Source organism: 'Prunus avium' virescence phytoplasma (genome assembly GCF_050916135.1).
Classification (GTDB): domain Bacteria; phylum Bacillota_I; class Bacilli_A; order Acholeplasmatales; family Acholeplasmataceae; genus Phytoplasma; species Phytoplasma ziziphi.
Genome location: NZ_CP069156.1, coordinates 670,653 through 687,682, shown reverse-complemented (window position 1 = coordinate 687,682; position 17,030 = coordinate 670,653). Strand labels below are relative to the sequence as shown.

Here is a 17,030-nt window from a genome sequence, read left to right as displayed (position 1 = left end):
TGAAATATGAATATATCACTATTATACAACTTTATTTTTTAAATATCCAATAAAAAGGTTATTAGGTTAAATTTAATGATTATTTATTAGTAATTGGTTGAAAAAATTTAGCATATTTTTTTTCTTTTTGTTTTTCTTCGTAGCGTTTTTGAGCGCGAGCGTAACTAGGATTTTTTTGTTTTAGTTCTTCTTTTGTGTTTACAATTTCTTCGTTTTTGGTTTTGCAAAGTTCGCGGAGATCATTTTCTTTTAGTCTTAATTTTTGTACGTTTTCTCCTGAAACTTCTTTTAGTTTGTTTGTTAAATCTTCGGTTATGGTTTCGTATTCTTTGATTACAGATTCGTCTTGTTGTTTAAATTCAGTTAATTGGTTTTTCTCTGTTTGTATTTCTTTCTTTAAATTTACAGTTTCTTGACGAGTTTCATATTCTTCTTTTTTCTTTTTATAGTCTTTGTAATCGGCATCAAGTTTGTCTGTTTCGCGGTCAATACGAGAACAAATAGAGTCATAAGTTTCTTTTGACATCATTTTAGGTGTTCCATCTTTATTCACAAATATATCTTTGGCTAAATTAATTACTCGATGAGTTTCATGGACCACTAAACCCGCTTTGGCAATAGTTCCAGCGACTTTTTTAGTAACTCCGCCTGCTACTGCTTTTAAGAAACCGCGCCCACCAAAAGCATCCATATATAATTCGGCACCTTGGAAAAGGGCGTCTCGAAGGTTACCAAAACTAAATTCGTGTTTTTTATCCCAGTCATCAAGAGCGATTTTGGATGCGTCTGCGCCTTGTCGTAAAATTTCTAATTGTTTTCTTTCTATTTCGATAGTTGCTGTTTTGACATCGATTTCATCAATGTTTTTTTGAATTTCAGCTCTACGATCCTCCTCGTTTTTGATTTTAGTGAAAAGTTGTTGTTCGCCTGATGTTAATTCATTAAAATCGCGTTGTATTGACTCTTTTAGTTTGATAGCGTTAGATAGCATATTTTCATACTTTTTTTGGGCGGCTTCTAATTTGCCGATTTGGGTTGAAACTTGTGCTATTTGTTCCATTATTTCATTTCGTTCGTCTTGTAATTTAGAGATTTTGGCTTGTAATCTTATTTTGTCATCGGGGGATGCTAATTTTTCTTCTTCTTGTTTTTGTTTAATTTCTTTTTCTTTGGCTTCTTTGTCTTGTTCTAATTGTAAAAGTTTACCTTTTAGGATAGCGATATTACCTGTATTATCTTTTAATTGTTCTTTTAGTTCTTTAATTTTTCCTTCGTTTTTACCTAAGATTTCTTTTATTTTTTCTTTTTGTTCTTGGGTTATTTCTTTGGCTTTATATAATTCTTTTAATTCATCTTCACATTTTTTTAATTCACCTTCCCATTCGGATTTAAGGCCTTTGTAGTTATTAATGGTTTCATCGTATTTGTCAATTGCTTTATCAATTTCCCCAATTAATTGGCCGACATATTTAGATGATGGTAGTGTTTTGAAAAAAGATAAATAAATAAAACTAAAAAGAAATAAAATAATTAAAAAATAAACTAAATAGCCTTTCCAAGTAGTGCTGTAGTTGTTATGTGTGTTGTCGTATTTTCTTTTGAAGAAAAAGAAAATACTAAAAATAGAGATGGCCGTAATGGCCCAAGTATAATAGGCTCTAAAGTTAATAAAACCTTTAATTAAATTTAGTGGTGTTAACATTATTTAGTTTCTCCTTTCTTTTGATTTTCGATTTGATCTAATGTTTCGATGTTTTGGGAAACGATCATTTGATAAGCTTGTTTTAAATCTTCTTGATTGATTTCATTTCTTTTATTTTCACCAGTTCCTCTATTTTGAGCGAAGACGGTTACCGCTGTTTTTAAAATATTTTCTAAAGTACGATTAGCTTTTAAAAATTGTTGATGATGTGGTAATCTTTCTAAAGATTCATTAATCACTTCAAATAAGTATTTTTTAGCTTCGTCGCTATAAGGGTTTTTACGTTTTTTAATTAGGAATTCTAAAAATTGTTGACGTTCAACTTTGTTACCAGGTTTTACTTCGATGTTATAAGTAAATCTTGATTTAATAACTTCATCAATTTGGTCCTCGTGGTTGGTCGCGCCGATAATGAAAATAGGTTTTTCAGGGTTGTTTTCAAATGATGTCATTTCAGTTTTGAATTGGTTAACCACATTGGCAATTTCAGACCCTGCTTCTAAGGTACCTAAATCTGTAAAAATAGTTTCGCATTCATCTAAAAAGATAATGGCGCCATTGTTTTTGTCTACTTCGCGTCTAGCTGCTTCAAATAAATCTTTAACCATTTGCGGAGCTAAGCCTTTATATTTTTGTGAAAATAAAGAGCTACTTACTTCAAAGAATGGGAGTTTGGTTTCTTTGGCTAAGGCTCTTGCTAAAGTTGTTTTTCCTGTTCCTGGAACTCCGTATAACAAGATACCTAATGGAGGTTCCACGTCACCAATACCTTGATAGTTTTCTTGATTTTTAAGATAATCAATAAAACCTTTGACTGCTTTTAATTCTTGTTTAAACCCAATTAATTTATCAAAAGTTGGAAATTTTTGGGGATTAGTAGGTTGGAATTGATTTTTATCTTCTTCAAAGTTTGATATTGCAGAGGATCGGTTTTCTAATAAAGTTTGTGATTCTTGCTTATTTTGTTGTTCTATTTTTTTGGTTATATCTACATTTTGTTGTTCTATTTTTTTGGTTACATCTACATTTTGCTTTTGAAGTGTTTTGATTACTTGTTGATGCTCTGTTATTTGTTTTTCTGTTTCGATTAAAGTTTGGTGATGAATCCAAACATAAGTTCCTAGAGAAAAACAAAAAAATAAGATAATGATGGTTATCATTAAATGTTTTGAAAGTGGTTTTTGTTCGATTTGCTTTTTCATTCGGTTATTTTCCTTTCTCATAAAAAAAAGACCAAGAAAAACTTGGTCTTTATTAATCAATTAAGCTGTTTGAACAATTGAGGTTTTAATAGTTTGATTGCCGCCACTGAAAGAATTGCCTTTAGAATCAACTAATTCGTAATCAAAAATTAAGTCTAATTCAGGTTTTTTTCCATCGATAGTTTCTTTAATAATTTCTTTTTGTTCGATACCGATTTGGATTGTTATAGTTCCATTTCCTTCTTTTAAAGCCGTTAAAGGACGTTGAGATTCATCATATTCATTATTATTAACTTTCATTGATAAATTAAAAAAATTTGTCGGATTTTCAAAAGTTGTTTTAGTATCATATGAAGAAGTTATTTTTAAATATAAAGGACCGTCAATTTCTATTCCATTTGTGTTAAGTACAGCTTTATGTTCCATTTCGATTAAATGTTGATATTTGCTTGGTTTGAAGTTTGGTATAGGAAGAGGTATAAGAATTTTATCCTCGTTATTTCCTTTAGTTCGTTCAATAGTGAAAAAAGGAAGATTGTTCATTAATTGAATTTTTTCTTTTCTTTGTTTAGAAAAGTAATTAGTTAAAGCGAAAATGGATGCGGTAGTGAAAAAGATAGCGATAATAATTGTGATAATAGTTAATATTTTATTTTTGTTTTTTATGTTTTTATTCATATTATTTAGTTCCTCCTAGGATGAGAGATTTAATCAATTCAAGAGAATTATTAATTCCTGTTGTTAACCAGGGAATTTTATTATCGTAGTAAATAATAATGACTTGTAAAATAAAATGTAAAATGATCGTTATGTAAGCTATTTTTTTTAATAAATTGCGTTTTTTTATTGGGATAATAGTTATATTTTCTTGTTTGGGGTTAGTCATTGTTTTTATTTCTTGGTTTTGGTTTGTTTCGTGATTATTGGGTTTTGTTTTTTTCTTAATGATTTTATTCATATTTAATTTCTCCTTTGTTGGTTGATATGGGTTTATTCTAATGTTAAATCTTTTACTTTATCTTTAATGGTTTTAGATAATTTGAAAGAGACAACGGTTTTCGCAGGTATTTCTAGTTTTTTTCCTGTTTTGGGGTTTTTACCTACATATGCTTTTCTTGCTTTTAATTTGAATTTACCAATTTGAGGGGATAAAATTACTTCTTCGTTGGATGTGATAGCTTCAATTAGAGCGTTCTCAAATGAGTTATAAAATTCTTCTGTTTTAGTTGCAGAAGTTTTGTTGGATAAAGCGATTTTTTTAATTAATTCTTTTTTAGTCATTTTTGGGTTTCTCCTTTTTTGATTTTTTTTGAAAATTATTGTTATTTAAATTAAAATAGAGTTTCGCTTAAAATTTAATGATGTGAAACGATGGTAAAAATTTTAATTCTACTCATAATTTTTAATAATGATTTCTTGATTGATGTTTTTATTGGTGAGATTATGGGTAGTTGTTGTTTTTATTTTTTTATAGTTTTTCTAAAATTTGAACCTTTTAATGTCTTGGTCTTGAATAACAGGTTTTTCAATTTCTTTAATAATCTCTTTTTCAATAATTTTATCTTTGAAAATAGTAATCGGTTCTTGGAAATTAGAATTTGAAGGTATATTTTCTATATTAGAATTAGCAGGTGTTTTTTCTATAAATTGAATATATACGAAAATGGCGATTATCATCCCCATCAATAAACAAATGATATTATCAAAATAATTAATTTTTGTTTTCATATCGATATATTATTTTTTTAATTATTCGACCTTTGTCATTAAATTCTTCAATACAATCAATAGTTTCGCCGTCGATACAATAAAATATTTCTTTAATCATTTGACCTTTGTCATTAAATTCGGAAATATAATGAATAGTTTCGCCGTCGGGTTGATATGTTATTTCTTTAATTTTTTGACCTTTGTCATTAAATTCGTGAATATAATGATGAATATATTTGCCGTCGGCTAGATATGTTATTTTTTTAGTCATTTGACCTTATTAACTCCTTTTTTTTAAATAATAAAAAAAATTTTTTTCTTTTATCACCTATTACTTTTGAACTGGATGGTTTTTGTTAAATGTATAAATTATTAATATATCAAAAATCATAAATTTTTTAATTTTAATTTTAAATTGCATTAATTATTTTTTAGATTTTTTTGACTAAAAATAATTAAATGATTTAAAATAAAAGACCTGAGTTAACGCTCAGGTCTTTATTAAGTTTATTTGATTATTATTGAGTTTTATGAATTTATTGTTTTAAAAAGGTAAAGTTTCTTGAGGTTTATTGTCTAAAAAGATGACATTATGTACGATTACTTTTGTATTTGTTTTCTTTTGACCTTCGTTGTTGGTGTATTTTTGGACAGATAATGTCCCTTCTAGATAAATTTTAGATCCTTTATGTAAGTATTTTTTCATGTTGTCAGCTTGGGTTCTAAAAACCACACAAGGAATATATTGTACTTTGTCTTTGTTTTGGTTAACCGCTAATTGAAAATCTATTTTAGGGACTTGTTCATTGTTAACCTTAAGATATTGTTTGTCAAGATCATGAGTGATACGACCAATTAATTGAACTTTATTTAACATATTTTATTTTTCCTTCTTTTTGATATATTTTTTATTTATTTATAGATAAAATTTTTGAAAACAAATGTATTTAAGACTATCTGATTTGTTGATGTTGGAATCGTTTATTACTGTTGTTTCAAAAATTTTATGTTGGGCTTTGATACAAAAAAAGATTACTTTGAAAGTAATCTGGTTTTTATTTTTTTATTGTTTTGAATAACTAGTTTAAAGTCATTACGGACGAGAAAGGTTAACGTTTTTTTAATTTTTTGATAGCAATGTTTTTAATATTTTCTACTTGTCTTAAGGTTAAATTTAGTATTTGGGATATTTCGTGATTAGAATAACTAGGTTGATAATCTTCGTTGATATTTCCTAAAGGAATTCCAAAATTTAATCTAATGACGTTAAAATCCTTTTTACTTAATTTGGTTTTTAGCTTCTTTAAAAAAATTTCATGATGAATTTGTTTTAACCATAATTGATGAGGGTTAAGGATTTGATAATGCCATATATGTTTTTCTTCTTGAAAAGAAGGGTTATTGGTTTTATGAATCTTTTGAGGAACGGAAGGTGAATGACTTTTTCTTATTAATTCTCTGATTTCTGATTTGATAGTTGGTGTCGCATAAGCGATAAAGTCATAACCTAAATCTACATAATTATCTAAAGCCTTGATTAATCCTAAAACCCCTTCTTGGTATAAATCATCTTTTTGAAGTACGCATGGGTAATATTTAAATTTAGAAACTAGTTTTTTTACTAAGGGCAAATGTAAATCGATTAATTGATTACGCATTTCTAAATTCTTTTTACTTTTTAAAAAATCTTTAAATAATTTTTCTCTTAACATTTAATTCCTTTCTAAAAATATTTTTAGAAAAGATAGGAAATTATTTTTTAGTCTTTGAAAAGAAAAAAAGACTAACTTAATAGTTAGCCTTAAAGAATTTTTAAAAAATAAAAAGTGTCTAAAGTTTTGGAACAGTTCAATCCTTTCCGTGTATTTGAGTAGTGTGATGTTTAAATCTTTCAAATTTTTATCTAAAATAACATCTAGAGGAATTTGAGTTTGGTGGGCTAATAATCGACTTAAATTTTCTTCTAAGGTCATTTCATAAGAAAAAACTAAGAGATGAGGATGATGATGAGTTTCTTGGTGTTTGGTTTTAGTGATATCTAAAAGAAGGTTGTAAACAAAAGTGGTTTTTCCTAAACCTGTATAGCCCCCAATGGTGATAATTTGGCCTTTTTTAAATCCTTTTGTGGCTTGATTTAAACCTCGGAAAGTTTCTGATAAACGGTAATATTCTTCTTGAATTTTTTGTTTTGATTGATTATCAGTTTCAAAAAATTCAGGATGATAAGAGACCATTTGATTTAAAGTTAACAAAGTCTTATCGGAGGAATGAGGTATAAAGGACATAAATTTTCTTAATTTTTCAAAGATTTCTTGATAGTATAGATCCTTATGATAAGGATCTTTATTTTCAAAAGAAGGACTAATAATTTTTAAGAGTTGTCGGAACAGTTTTTCTTGGGTATAGGTATGTTTTAAGTTATCTAAGAAATTAAGGTTATTTTCCTTACTAAAATCATCACTTAAAAAAGATAATGATTCTTTAGTAAAGTTATCTTGGGGGAAATAGGTTTGAAGATAGGTGAGTAATTCTTCGATTATCTCATTTTGAGACTTTATTTTATCAAAGGGATGATTAGTTATTTTTCCTAAAGTTAAATATTTTAAGGCCTGAAAGATTTTTGTATGTTGTTTATCTAAAAAAGATTGTGGATCAATGAGCTGAAAATAAAAACTTAATTGTTCAGCTTTATTTTGGTTCATATAGGAAATGATTTGTTTTAACGCTTTTTGTTCGTTGGTTAACATTTTATATTAACTCCTTTTTTATTTTTTTAATGATGTTGATGTTAGAAAAAGGGATGAATTGACGGGTAATTAAGTTTTGTAAGAAATTGTTGGCTGAATTGGAAAATAAGTTAATTACTTGATTAATGCCTTGGATTTTTCCTTGGTTGATTTTATTGTTTAGTCTTTGAGTTTCTGGTTCGTTGTTGATTAATAAATAAAACTCAAAACGAGTATCTAATTTTTTGAGTTGTTGGGCCTCTATCATGGCTTGTTTATAGCGTTCACGAAGACATGTTTTAAAATTAAAAGCGATGATTCTTTTCTTTTTAGTAAATAAAACTAAATCAAATTTAATGTCAGGGATAAAAAATAAATTTACTTGAGGGTATAAATTAGTGATTCCTTTATTGTTTAAGTATAATAAAATTAAATATTCATTGATTTTACCACAAATGACTTTTTGACTTTGAGAGTTGATGTTATTTTGGTTAAAATAATGGTTTAATTGTTGGTAATTGGTTTTCATATACTTGTCAACAGAAAGATTAAAGGTAGTTTTTTTAAAAAAACATTTTAAGATTTCCACAGTTTGGATATTAGTATTAAATTGTTGAATATTAAAAAAATCTTGGTTATTTAACATTTGATATTCCTTTCTTTAAATAAAAAAACCTTTAAATTAAGGTCTTTTGTTGGTTTTTTTAGTTTTAAAAATTCTTTTTGTTTTCCAGGTAATGATGCCATCTTTATGAATGGTTTTGATTTTTCCATTAGAAAAATAGATGTAAGTATTGCCATTTTGGCAGATTTTTTTAGTTATGATCGCCATTTGATAGTGCTCCTATTTGTTTGATTATTTGATTTTGGTTAGTTAATGTTGTTTTGCTATTCATCTCTTTTAAGATTAATTTGTGGCCGAGGTTTTTTATTTCTAAGAATAATTCATATCCTTGGCTTACTTGGCGAAAGTATGATAAAGGATGAGTTTCTATGACGTCTAATTTATGATCTTTTTGGTTTTGTTTGCGTTCTAAACCTAATTGTGGTTTGATTTTGAGATAAACAGTCATATCTGGTTTAATAAATTGTTTATTAAGTAAATTAAAAAGCTGATAATTTTTATCAATGTTGCGAGGATAAGCTTGATAGGCAAAGTTAGAACCTAACCATCTATCTATTAAAATGATTTTATTAGTTTCTAAATGTGGTTTTATTTCCTCTTCTTGGATTTGTTGCATATTAGCAAAACTCAATAAATAGCGAGTTAATGGTTTTAATTGGGCATTAGTTAAAAAGATATCACGAAGAGGTTGGCCGATGGAGGAACTTCCTAACCCTTGTAGAGTAATTACTTCTTGACCTTGTTTTTCTAATTGTTTTCTAATTTTTTGAATTAAAGTTGTTTTACCACTGCCATCTAAGCCTTCAAAAACTATTAATTTCATTTTTTTCTCCTTTTAATTTAGATTTTGGGTATAAAAAAAGACCTTCGATTTGAAGGTCTTAGGGTTTTTTAATTATTATTTAAATTTACTTAATCGTTTTAAATAAGTTGTTTGTGATAATTCTTGTTTAGTTTTTGATAAAAGTTCTAAATATCGTTTGCTATCTTGAATCATTTTGGTAATAAAATTATTATCTAAGTAAATTCTAACTACATGATAATCATTATCATTAAAATAAACTAAAAAATAAGCAAATTTAGTTTGACTGCAATATAATTGACATTGAACTTGAGCCCAGTAGTTAATAGGGACTTCTTGGTGGAAAAAGAAGCCATTCCAAGTGGAGGAGATGTTATTGTTTTCATCCACATAAGGACATTTAATTTCTAAGAGAGTGTTGGTTTTAGCATTATAATCATCAAGTGAGGCAGAAAAAATTTTTTCTTTGTCATCCGTAAAGATGGTATCAGGATAAGTTAATTGAGTTGTTTTTTCAAAGAAAGCGCGAGCGATTGGTTCGGTTTTATTTCCGTGTTCGGTGTATTTGTTGCTTGTGAAAGTAGTGTCAAAGAGTTTGTCATGGACTAATTGTTCTAAAGAACGGAATTTATCATTACCTGTGATACTGCCGATTTCGGAAGCGTTAATATATTTTTTTCGATGTTGGTACCATTCTTTGGTGCGTTGGGATAATGTGATTTGCATGGTTATTTTTCTTTCTTAAATAATGAGATGATATATTGGCCTAAATAATAAATAAATTTAATTATATAATGTAAAAATTTAAAAAGAAAATCAATTAAACATAAGAGATGAGGTAAAAATAATAAAATAATGGTTAATAAAACTAAATTAAGCCATTGGTTTTGATTATTAAAAAAACAATTACTTATAGCAACAAACCAATTATTTAATTTTGTTAACCAAGTATTAATGCGGTTCCACATGATTATTAGTTTTAATAGTGGTTAGATATTGATAAAATCTAACTACGATACCTTTCTTTAATCTTTGGATGCTTAATTGGTAAGTAAAAAGATAGAATTTGATTAAATAATTAATAAAAATTAAAGGTGTTAATAAAATAGAGATAATGATGTTAATGGATAAAGATGGTAATATTTTTTTAATGAACATATTTAATGGTTCCTTTCTTTTTTAAGTATTGGGTAATAAAAAAGATCCTTGTGAAGGGTCTTTGGATGATATTTTAATTAAGAATCGAGGATATCTGGTTTTTTGGGTGGTGGTGTAGTATCTAAAAAATGGTAATATGTGCGAGCGCATTCATTGCCGTCAATATACCAATTATCAAAGAAAAATCCCGAAACATATTGATAATAATGGGTGTTACCATTTTCATCATAAATGGTTTTGCAAAAACGTCCAAATTTATCTCGGACTTCGTCGCCTGTATAATAAATGCCAGGTTTAATATAACATTGCCTTAACCAATTAATATATTCAGAACTATAATTATTGAAAATACGCAATTTTACTTTTTCATCTTTACAAGAAATAATAAATTTTTCCTTTTCGGTTTCAAAAATATTTTTAAGTTGGAGAAGTTCACACGATATAGTCTCTTTTCTATTTGGAGATGCTGACAATACCACTTTCATGCTATCAGTTTGGCGTATAAATTCACCTTCATAATCAAATAAATTATTATCTCTTTTCCATGTTCGAATGGCTTGGTAAGGATCAATAGCATCAGGTAATTCGATGCTTTTAATTCTTTTTTGGGTGCTAAAAGTGAAAAGATAAACATTTTTAGCACCATTTGATAATTTCAGCAAATCTTCAATGGTATAAGTTAGTTGGGGGAGGAGGCGAATTCCATCATCGAAATAAATAGCCTCAAATTCAAAACTTAGAAATCCACCTAAAGGGAAAGGAACAACCAAACCAGTGTTAGGAGTGGGGTTATAACAACCTAATTTAATTAGTTTGGGTTTTTGGATGATTTTCTGTTGGATTAAGTAATTATTAATCGCTTCTTCTTTACTTTGATCAACAAAGAGATTGATGTTGATTAATTGCACATTGCACTTTTCTTCCTGAGTTTTTTGTTGAGCATCCCAAAATACGAAAGCTTCTTCGATAGCGATTTCGTATTTTAAAAGGTCTTCTAAGGTGTGTTTTTTGTCTGCAGCAGGATATTTAATATTAAAGGGATTAGAGCGGGGTTTAAAATAGACACCCAATAGTCCTGAAGGAGGATCTTTTAGGAACCACCAGAAGTAACCTTCGGCATAATCATTGTAGGCAGGTTCTGGTAAATCACGTTCATCAAATTCAATGTTGAAATATTTTAGGATTTCAGGGATACTTTCTTTGGATAAAACGCTGATATCATACCTTTTCATTTTAGGTTGGAAGGTTAACCATTCTTGTTGGAGGGTTTGGTAATCCGCTAATTTAATTTTGGTTTCGTTTTGATTATGAAAAAAAGAAGAATGAGCATTGATGGAAAGGACAAAATTGAAATTAATAATTAATAACATAATTATTAATTTTTTAGATACAGGGAATTTTAATTACTTTAGACATTATTTAATAACCTCCTAATTCTTTTTTAATTTTTTTTTGCCTGACAAATGGTAAAAAGGGATAAAAAAAAGACTCTTGTTTAAAGAAGTCTTGTTATTTGGATGAGTAAGTATGGTTAAATAAAAAAACCCCTTTTGGAAAGGGGTTTTTTTATAAAAAAGATAATTTTTATGTTGATAATATTTTTAGTTATTTTCATCATTTAAATTGTTTAAAAGGTTTTTATAAGTTTTTAATTGTTCTTTTTGATTATCAATTAATTGTTTGTAATTTTCTTTTAATTTTAAGAGATTTTCTTTTTGATTATCAGTGATACTTCCTTGTAATTCTTTATCTATGTTTGTTATTTTGGTTGCATTATCATAAATTTTCTGTTTTAAATTAATTATGTTTTCTTCAATAGTAAAGTTCTGATTAACAGGTTGCCTGCTACTAGTTTCTGGAAGTTTTGGATCCGTTGCCATAACTGGATTAATATTGATGAAAGCGAATAATCCTAAAAAACTCATTAAAAATAATGGTAAAAGATGTAATTTATTTTTTATTTGCATCATTTTAACTTATAACTCCTTATTTATTTATTCTTCTAATTGCTTTTTTTTGCAAAATTATTATTTATAATATTTATTTAATTGAAAAAAATTGTTTATCTAAGTCATGGAATTTAACGTGTTTTTCTTCTTCTTGTTTTAATAAATCTTGTGGATTTTGTCTCATGTTTATTGAGGTTATAATTTTTTTCTAATTTCTTTTAATTCATAAATTAATTTTCCTTGTTGTTCTGTAATTTGAATTAATGAACCCAATTTCATCGATAAGGCAAATAACTTTTGATATAATTCTGGATTGATATTTTTATTCATATTTTGCATCTCTAAAACTACTTTTTTCCATTCTCCAGCGAGTTGCCAATTTCGTTCATTAATAAAAACTGATTGCGTTTCTAAAAAAAAATCACAAGAATTATTTAAAATGTAATTATTATTTTGTGATGAAGAACTATTATCATCCATCGCCATAATTTGATAATTATTGTTATTTATAACAAATAAAAATCCTAAAAAAACGAATAAAACTATTTTAAATAAGTATAATTGTTTTTTAATTTAAACATTAATTTATAACTCCTTTAATTTTTTTATCCCTCAATTGGTGTGATTTCATAGAGGGAGTTGAGGGAGGATAATAAGGGGGTTGATTTGGTTTCTTGTAAATAATCTCTATTCAATCCTTCAAATAAACCTTGTTTTTAACCCTTCGGGTACCTTCAAGTTTATTTTCTATTAAATTAGCTTATAATCAACCATATCTTCTTATCATTTTAATTTGATTTCTATGAAAACCAATAAAGTGTGTACAATTTATAATCTCTTTCTCCAAATTGGCTATTTCTTTATTTGTTTTTTTGTTTTTTGGTTGTGATTTTAATTCTTCTATTTGTTTTTCTAATTGTTCTCTTTTTTCAAGATTTTCGTTTATAATAATGATTTTATTTTGAACTAATTCGTGATTTTTTCTTATTCTTTCTTCCTTTTGTTCTTGTATAGTTTTACTATTTTCCATCGCCATAACTTGATTATTATTGTTGTTAATAACAAATAATAATCCTAAACAAATGAATAAAACTATTTTAAATAAGTATAATTGTTTTTTTAATTTAAACATTAATTTATAACTCCTTTAATTTTTTTATCCCTCAGTTGAGGTGATTTCATAGAGAGATCAGTTGAGGTGATTTCATAGAGAGAGTTGAGGGATTGTAAGATTGAATTTCTATATACTGTTTCTGCATCTTCATATCTTTCTTCTAAAATTCTTTTGTAGTTTTCAGCGCTAGATAACATATCTTGATAATATTTTTGCCTTGCTTTTAATTTATTAATGTTAACTTTTATTTTGCCGATTTTTTTCAACTATTTCTTGCACTTCATCTTGAAGTTTTTTGATTTCAGCTTCGTTTTGTTTTCTATTAATTTTTAATCTATTAAGTTCTTGGTTTTTTTCGTCGCGTTGGTGTTCTAGTTGTTGTTGTGGTTGTTTTAAATTTTCTATTTGAAGTTGAATAGAATTTAAGTGAGATTGGTGTTCGTCACATGTTTTTTGTTCTTTGCTAATGGCATCTTTTTCTTCTTTTAATAAATTCAATGATAATTGCCAACTATTTTTTAGTTTATTGATTTCTTCTTGTTCTCTTGCTGATAGATCTGATGGTAATTTAGAAGTGTCAGTAGGTTCGGTAAAAAGATAAGTTTTAATTTGTTCTAAACGAGCAGCAGTGGTTTTAATTTTCGGTTGGGGTGGTTTTTCCGTAGAGCGTTTAGATCTGGAAGGAGTTGGGGTGGTTTCAGGTTCTAAGGAATCTTTTTCTGGAGTTTGTCCTAAAGGAGAAAAAGAATTTTTTTTGTTTTGATAATCATTAAATCCTTGGTGAATGCCTATGATAATTGCTATTCCAAAAAGTAAAATGATAATAATAGTTACTAAATGTTTTTGAAAAAAGTTGGGTTGTTTCATAACTTATTTACCTTTCCTGATAATAGTGATAAAAATATATCGCTTATCACTATTATACAACTTTATTTTTTAAATGTTTTAAAAAAATAAATTTTAATTATTTGGAATCATAACCATTTCAGGGATTTTACCAACTCGTCTAGCTTGAATGCGTTGTTGAGCGCGAGCATAACTTGGATTTTTTTGTTTTAATTGGTGTTTTAATTCATTCACGTTTTCTGTTTTAGTTTCTAATTCTTCTTCTAAATCGCTTTTTTTATTATATAATCCGTCATTATCTAAAATCGGCATAAGAGCTGTTATAACAACCTAAAACAACTTTTTTAGTTATGCCAAATTTGTTGAATAAATAAGTTTCTACATCTTTTGGAGTTGCGTTAGGTCCTAAAATAATATTAAAAGTATTCATATATTTTCCTTTTCTAAAAAAAATAAGAAAATTAAAAAAACAAATGAATAATTTATTTTTTTACATCTTCTTATTTTTTTTATTTTGCTTAAAAGAAACCAAAAGTTTTTTTCTTTGGTTTTGCTTTTTTTCTCGGTTTTTTTATTTTTTTATTTGAAGATGATTTATGAGACGTCGGTTTAGATATAAAAACAAAACCTTCTGTATCTTTACTATCATTTTTTAATTGATCCAATGTATACATATCATCGTTCCCTATACGTTCGCCAGTTGTTATATATACTGCATAAACGTTTTTAGGTGCATCTTTGATAGTCCATCTTAAATTACCATCTGGTCTATGATTATAACTTGGTTTATATAAAATAACTTGGCCGTCATAATCGCAATTTTCTTGTAAAAATTTTTTTATTAAAGTCATTCTATTTCTTCTTGATTTAATAATAACTTCTGTTAACATTCATTACTTCCTCCTATTCTTTTCTTTTTTAAAAAAACATGTAAATAAAAACATCTATTTAGATGTTTTTATTTGTCAATTAGAGTGTCTATTTGTTTAGTGATGACGTCTATTGATTTTTGAATAGCTGCTTTATCTGCATCAGTAGTAGCAATTTTTAAGTTTGCATCAGCGATATTACGTTGAATGTTTAAATATGCAACTGTATTATTTTTGTGTAATTGCGTTTCTGTTGTCCAAGGGTAATTCTTTTTTGTAAGAATTTCGTTTTTTGTATAAGTGAAAAGAAAAACGACAATAATTGTATACAGAAAAACATGAAATACTGTTATAAATTTAATATTTTTAAGCGATGTAGCCATTAGTAAGCCTCCTTATTTTTTTATTTTAAAATTTTAACCTCTGACGGTTCTTCTTACTTATTCTTATGTTTTTTGGTTATGTTTTTAACATGTTGAAATATTTTTTTTGTTAATTTGAGTGATGCTATTATAAAAAAACCTATAATATACAAACAAATAACAAAACTGAAAAAAACCACTATCATTCCCATAACTAACAAAATAATAGTTATTGTTAAGCTAAAAACAAACGAAATATACTCCATTAAGTGATTCATAATGGGCGCTGATATTAAAAAATTAGTTAAAAAGTTTTTCAGTTTAAATCCCTCTCTTATAACAGTTTTTGAATGGACGTGCCTAGGTCCATGTATTAATATATTTTAATTATTTAAGCTGTTAGCCTCTTCAAAATAGAACGTTTTTCTTGTGCTATTAAGGTGTATCATTTCTCGATAACATTCATAGACAGTGTCCGTGATGTATTTTCTAAACTCATGTGTAAGAGGATTGAAATAAAAACAGCAGTTATCGAGGGCAAATTATATTTAAAAGGAATAGGTTTCCACCAATCACTCATATTACGTCCCTTCGTATTAAAATCATCAAACACAGTTTTTAAGGTAGTTATTAATGTTTATGGTAGAGGTTGGGATTTTTGGCACAACATAAAGAATAACTCCTTAATATAATAATCTAATTTGAGATTTTCCCATGAACGCCCTCCGATGCCACCAGTTACTCCTAAATTAACGCTAAATACTAATTGACTCATATTTAATAATTCCTTTTTTTTGTTTTGTTGTTTTTGTTTTCATTTGTTATCCTCCTTAGAAGATTTATTTAAATATTACTTCTTGGGGCCGAAATAATATGAATGCGTTAACGCTTGTATTTGTTTTGTTATTTTGTTAATCTTAGCTGGAAAATTACCAGAATCTTTAAAACTAAATAAAAACTCTGCAATTTCTCCTAAATTCATTGAACTAGCAAAACCTGTTAATAAATTATTTTCTAAACGATAATTTAAAACAAGCATTAAAACATCATCACGAAACAGGGGGGACATTTGAAAACCGAAATCATCCAACAATAAAACGTCGATTGTTTTCAATGTTTCTATTTTCTTTTCGTATATTCTTAATAATTCGGAATCTCCTGTATTTTTAAATTGTCTTACGACGTCTTGCATGTTTAACATTAAACATGATATTTGTTTTCTTAAACATTCATCAGTAAAACTTTTTAAAAATAGAGTTTTGCCGGTTTGTGTATCGCCGAGAATATAAAAACCTTTATGCCTTTTTTGATTATCAGCATTACTAGTTTTATGGATTAAATAATTTTTAGCTTCTGTAACAGCTCTTTCATGGTCTTTGATTTTTGATTGAAAACCATTAAAACTGAAATGAGAACAAAAAATATTATTTTGTGTAAATAATTGATATATTTTTTGAATGTAGTTTATGAATTCTTGTTTTTCCCAAACTCCTTCAAATTGTTTATAAACAATAGAAATAAAAGGCTTGGTTTGTAAAATTTGTTTATAACAACCATCTATAATTTTGTTTCTATTTGATAAATAGTTATAAACTTTCATTATTTCAAAATCTGGAATATTGATATTTAACGCTTTAATTTCTGGGTCTTCATTGACAATTGTTTTCATTTTATTAAATAAATCGTTCGTGTCAACTTGTGGGTATCGATTGATATTTTTGGTTAATGCGTCAGTGGTTTCTTTATTATTAACAGTTATTTTTTCTAGTTTTTTATCTTGGCCAATTTTAAATTTTAATGTTTCTAGTTTATTATCTTCACCAGTTTTACATTTTAATGTTTGGTAATTATTCATAAATTAATTTATTATCCTTTTTTAAATTAACCCTTTAAAGATAGTTAAAACAAAAAGCAAACCATATATGGAAGAAGATAAGAGGAAGTTTGAATTAATAGCTAAATTGT

General features: G+C 27.0%; 24 protein-coding genes and 3 pseudogenes. All 27 read right to left on the bottom strand.

Annotated elements, in window-relative coordinates; all coding sequences use genetic code 11:
- Nucleotides 1-79: 79 nt before the first annotated feature.
- Nucleotides 80-1,702 (bottom strand): DNA double-strand break repair protein Rad50, encoded by a 1,623-nt coding sequence (locus tag JNO41_RS03355; protein ID WP_432729476.1) that lies wholly within the window; start codon nucleotides 1,700-1,702, stop codon nucleotides 80-82.
- Nucleotides 1,702-2,904, bottom strand: coding sequence for an AAA family ATPase (locus JNO41_RS03350; RefSeq protein ID WP_432729474.1), 1,203 nt, complete (start codon nucleotides 2,902-2,904; stop codon nucleotides 1,702-1,704). Before JNO41_RS03350 ends, JNO41_RS03355 begins: the two co-directional genes overlap by 1 nt.
- A 60-nt stretch (nucleotides 2,905-2,964) precedes the next feature.
- Complete coding sequence (locus JNO41_RS03345; RefSeq protein WP_432729472.1) at nucleotides 2,965-3,582, bottom strand: hypothetical protein; 618 nt, start codon at nucleotides 3,580-3,582, stop codon at nucleotides 2,965-2,967.
- 1 nt (nucleotide 3,583) lies between these two features.
- Complete coding sequence (locus tag JNO41_RS03340) at nucleotides 3,584-3,862, bottom strand: hypothetical protein (protein ID WP_121463820.1); 279 nt, start codon at nucleotides 3,860-3,862, stop codon at nucleotides 3,584-3,586.
- Nucleotides 3,863-3,894: 32 nt separating this feature from the next.
- On the bottom strand, nucleotides 3,895-4,185 hold the full coding sequence (locus JNO41_RS03335; protein ID WP_121463819.1) for an HU family DNA-binding protein: 291 nt from the start codon (nucleotides 4,183-4,185) through the stop codon (nucleotides 3,895-3,897).
- 198 nt (nucleotides 4,186-4,383) lie between these two features.
- Nucleotides 4,384-4,632: a hypothetical protein gene (locus JNO41_RS03330; RefSeq protein WP_201736622.1), complete on the bottom strand. Its 249-nt coding sequence runs from the start codon at nucleotides 4,630-4,632 to the stop codon at nucleotides 4,384-4,386.
- Nucleotides 4,616-4,885: a DUF2963 domain-containing protein gene (locus JNO41_RS03325; protein WP_121463818.1), complete on the bottom strand. Its 270-nt coding sequence runs from the start codon at nucleotides 4,883-4,885 to the stop codon at nucleotides 4,616-4,618. The genes JNO41_RS03330 and JNO41_RS03325 overlap by 17 nt, the downstream gene beginning before the upstream one ends.
- Nucleotides 4,886-5,158: 273 nt before the next feature.
- On the bottom strand, nucleotides 5,159-5,491 hold the full coding sequence (locus JNO41_RS03320) for a single-stranded DNA-binding protein (RefSeq protein ID WP_121463817.1): 333 nt from the start codon (nucleotides 5,489-5,491) through the stop codon (nucleotides 5,159-5,161).
- 232 nt (nucleotides 5,492-5,723) lie between these two features.
- Entirely contained in the window at nucleotides 5,724-6,326 is a 603-nt protein-coding gene (locus JNO41_RS03315) for a sigma-70 family RNA polymerase sigma factor (protein ID WP_121463816.1), read from the bottom strand.
- 42 nt (nucleotides 6,327-6,368) lie between these two features.
- Nucleotides 6,369-7,361: pseudogene (locus JNO41_RS03310) on the bottom strand (DnaB-like helicase C-terminal domain-containing protein); the annotation flags it as partial.
- Nucleotide 7,362: 1 nt separating this feature from the next.
- Nucleotides 7,363-7,986 carry a hypothetical protein gene (locus JNO41_RS03305; protein WP_121463815.1) on the bottom strand — a complete coding sequence of 208 codons (624 nt, stop codon included), beginning with the start codon at nucleotides 7,984-7,986 and terminating at the stop codon, nucleotides 7,363-7,365.
- Between the two features lie 36 nt (nucleotides 7,987-8,022).
- A complete protein-coding gene (locus tag JNO41_RS03300; RefSeq protein WP_201736601.1) occupies nucleotides 8,023-8,172 on the bottom strand; it encodes a hypothetical protein in 150 nt (49 codons plus the stop codon).
- Nucleotides 8,156-8,788, bottom strand: a complete 633-nt coding sequence (gene tmk, locus JNO41_RS03295) for a dTMP kinase (RefSeq protein WP_121463814.1) — start codon at nucleotides 8,786-8,788, stop codon at nucleotides 8,156-8,158. The genes JNO41_RS03300 and tmk overlap by 17 nt, the downstream gene beginning before the upstream one ends.
- 75 nt (nucleotides 8,789-8,863) lie before the next feature.
- Nucleotides 8,864-9,493 carry a YqaJ viral recombinase family protein gene (locus tag JNO41_RS03290; protein ID WP_121463813.1) on the bottom strand — a complete coding sequence of 210 codons (630 nt, stop codon included), beginning with the start codon at nucleotides 9,491-9,493 and terminating at the stop codon, nucleotides 8,864-8,866.
- Between the two features lie 225 nt (nucleotides 9,494-9,718).
- Nucleotides 9,719-9,925 carry a hypothetical protein gene (locus JNO41_RS03285; protein ID WP_121463811.1) on the bottom strand — a complete coding sequence of 69 codons (207 nt, stop codon included), beginning with the start codon at nucleotides 9,923-9,925 and terminating at the stop codon, nucleotides 9,719-9,721.
- A gap of 77 nt (nucleotides 9,926-10,002) precedes the next feature.
- Nucleotides 10,003-11,295, bottom strand: coding sequence for a hypothetical protein (locus JNO41_RS03280; protein WP_121463810.1), 1,293 nt, complete (start codon nucleotides 11,293-11,295; stop codon nucleotides 10,003-10,005).
- A gap of 231 nt (nucleotides 11,296-11,526) precedes the next feature.
- The gene (locus tag JNO41_RS03275) at nucleotides 11,527-11,895 is read right to left on the bottom strand and encodes an SVM family protein (RefSeq protein ID WP_121463809.1); all 369 of its coding nucleotides are present in this window, start codon (nucleotides 11,893-11,895) and stop codon (nucleotides 11,527-11,529) included.
- 174 nt (nucleotides 11,896-12,069) lie between these two features.
- A complete protein-coding gene (locus JNO41_RS03270; RefSeq protein ID WP_432729466.1) occupies nucleotides 12,070-12,360 on the bottom strand; it encodes a hypothetical protein in 291 nt (96 codons plus the stop codon).
- A gap of 3 nt (nucleotides 12,361-12,363) precedes the next feature.
- Nucleotides 12,364-12,447: pseudogene (locus JNO41_RS03265) on the bottom strand (SVM family protein); the annotation flags it as partial.
- Nucleotides 12,448-12,640: 193 nt separating this feature from the next.
- Entirely contained in the window at nucleotides 12,641-13,006 is a 366-nt protein-coding gene (locus JNO41_RS03260) for an SVM family protein (RefSeq protein ID WP_121463807.1), read from the bottom strand.
- Nucleotides 13,006-13,855, bottom strand: a pseudogene (locus JNO41_RS03255) (hypothetical protein). Before JNO41_RS03255 ends, JNO41_RS03260 begins: the two are co-directional and overlap by 1 nt.
- A gap of 93 nt (nucleotides 13,856-13,948) precedes the next feature.
- Nucleotides 13,949-14,146, bottom strand: a complete 198-nt coding sequence (locus JNO41_RS03250) for a hypothetical protein (RefSeq protein ID WP_236628333.1) — start codon at nucleotides 14,144-14,146, stop codon at nucleotides 13,949-13,951.
- Nucleotides 14,130-14,264, bottom strand: coding sequence for a hypothetical protein (locus JNO41_RS03245; protein WP_268876788.1), 135 nt, complete (start codon nucleotides 14,262-14,264; stop codon nucleotides 14,130-14,132). Before JNO41_RS03245 ends, JNO41_RS03250 begins: the two co-directional genes overlap by 17 nt.
- Nucleotides 14,265-14,352: 88 nt before the next feature.
- Entirely contained in the window at nucleotides 14,353-14,724 is a 372-nt protein-coding gene (locus JNO41_RS03240) for a hypothetical protein (RefSeq protein ID WP_121463805.1), read from the bottom strand.
- Between the two features lie 68 nt (nucleotides 14,725-14,792).
- Entirely contained in the window at nucleotides 14,793-15,086 is a 294-nt protein-coding gene (locus JNO41_RS03235) for a hypothetical protein (RefSeq protein ID WP_121463804.1), read from the bottom strand.
- Between the two features lie 616 nt (nucleotides 15,087-15,702).
- The gene (locus tag JNO41_RS03230) at nucleotides 15,703-15,840 is read right to left on the bottom strand and encodes a hypothetical protein (RefSeq protein WP_161554969.1); all 138 of its coding nucleotides are present in this window, start codon (nucleotides 15,838-15,840) and stop codon (nucleotides 15,703-15,705) included.
- A gap of 75 nt (nucleotides 15,841-15,915) precedes the next feature.
- On the bottom strand, nucleotides 15,916-16,920 hold the full coding sequence (locus JNO41_RS03225) for an ATP-binding protein (protein WP_121463803.1): 1,005 nt from the start codon (nucleotides 16,918-16,920) through the stop codon (nucleotides 15,916-15,918).
- Between the last annotated feature and the right edge of the window lie 110 nt (nucleotides 16,921-17,030).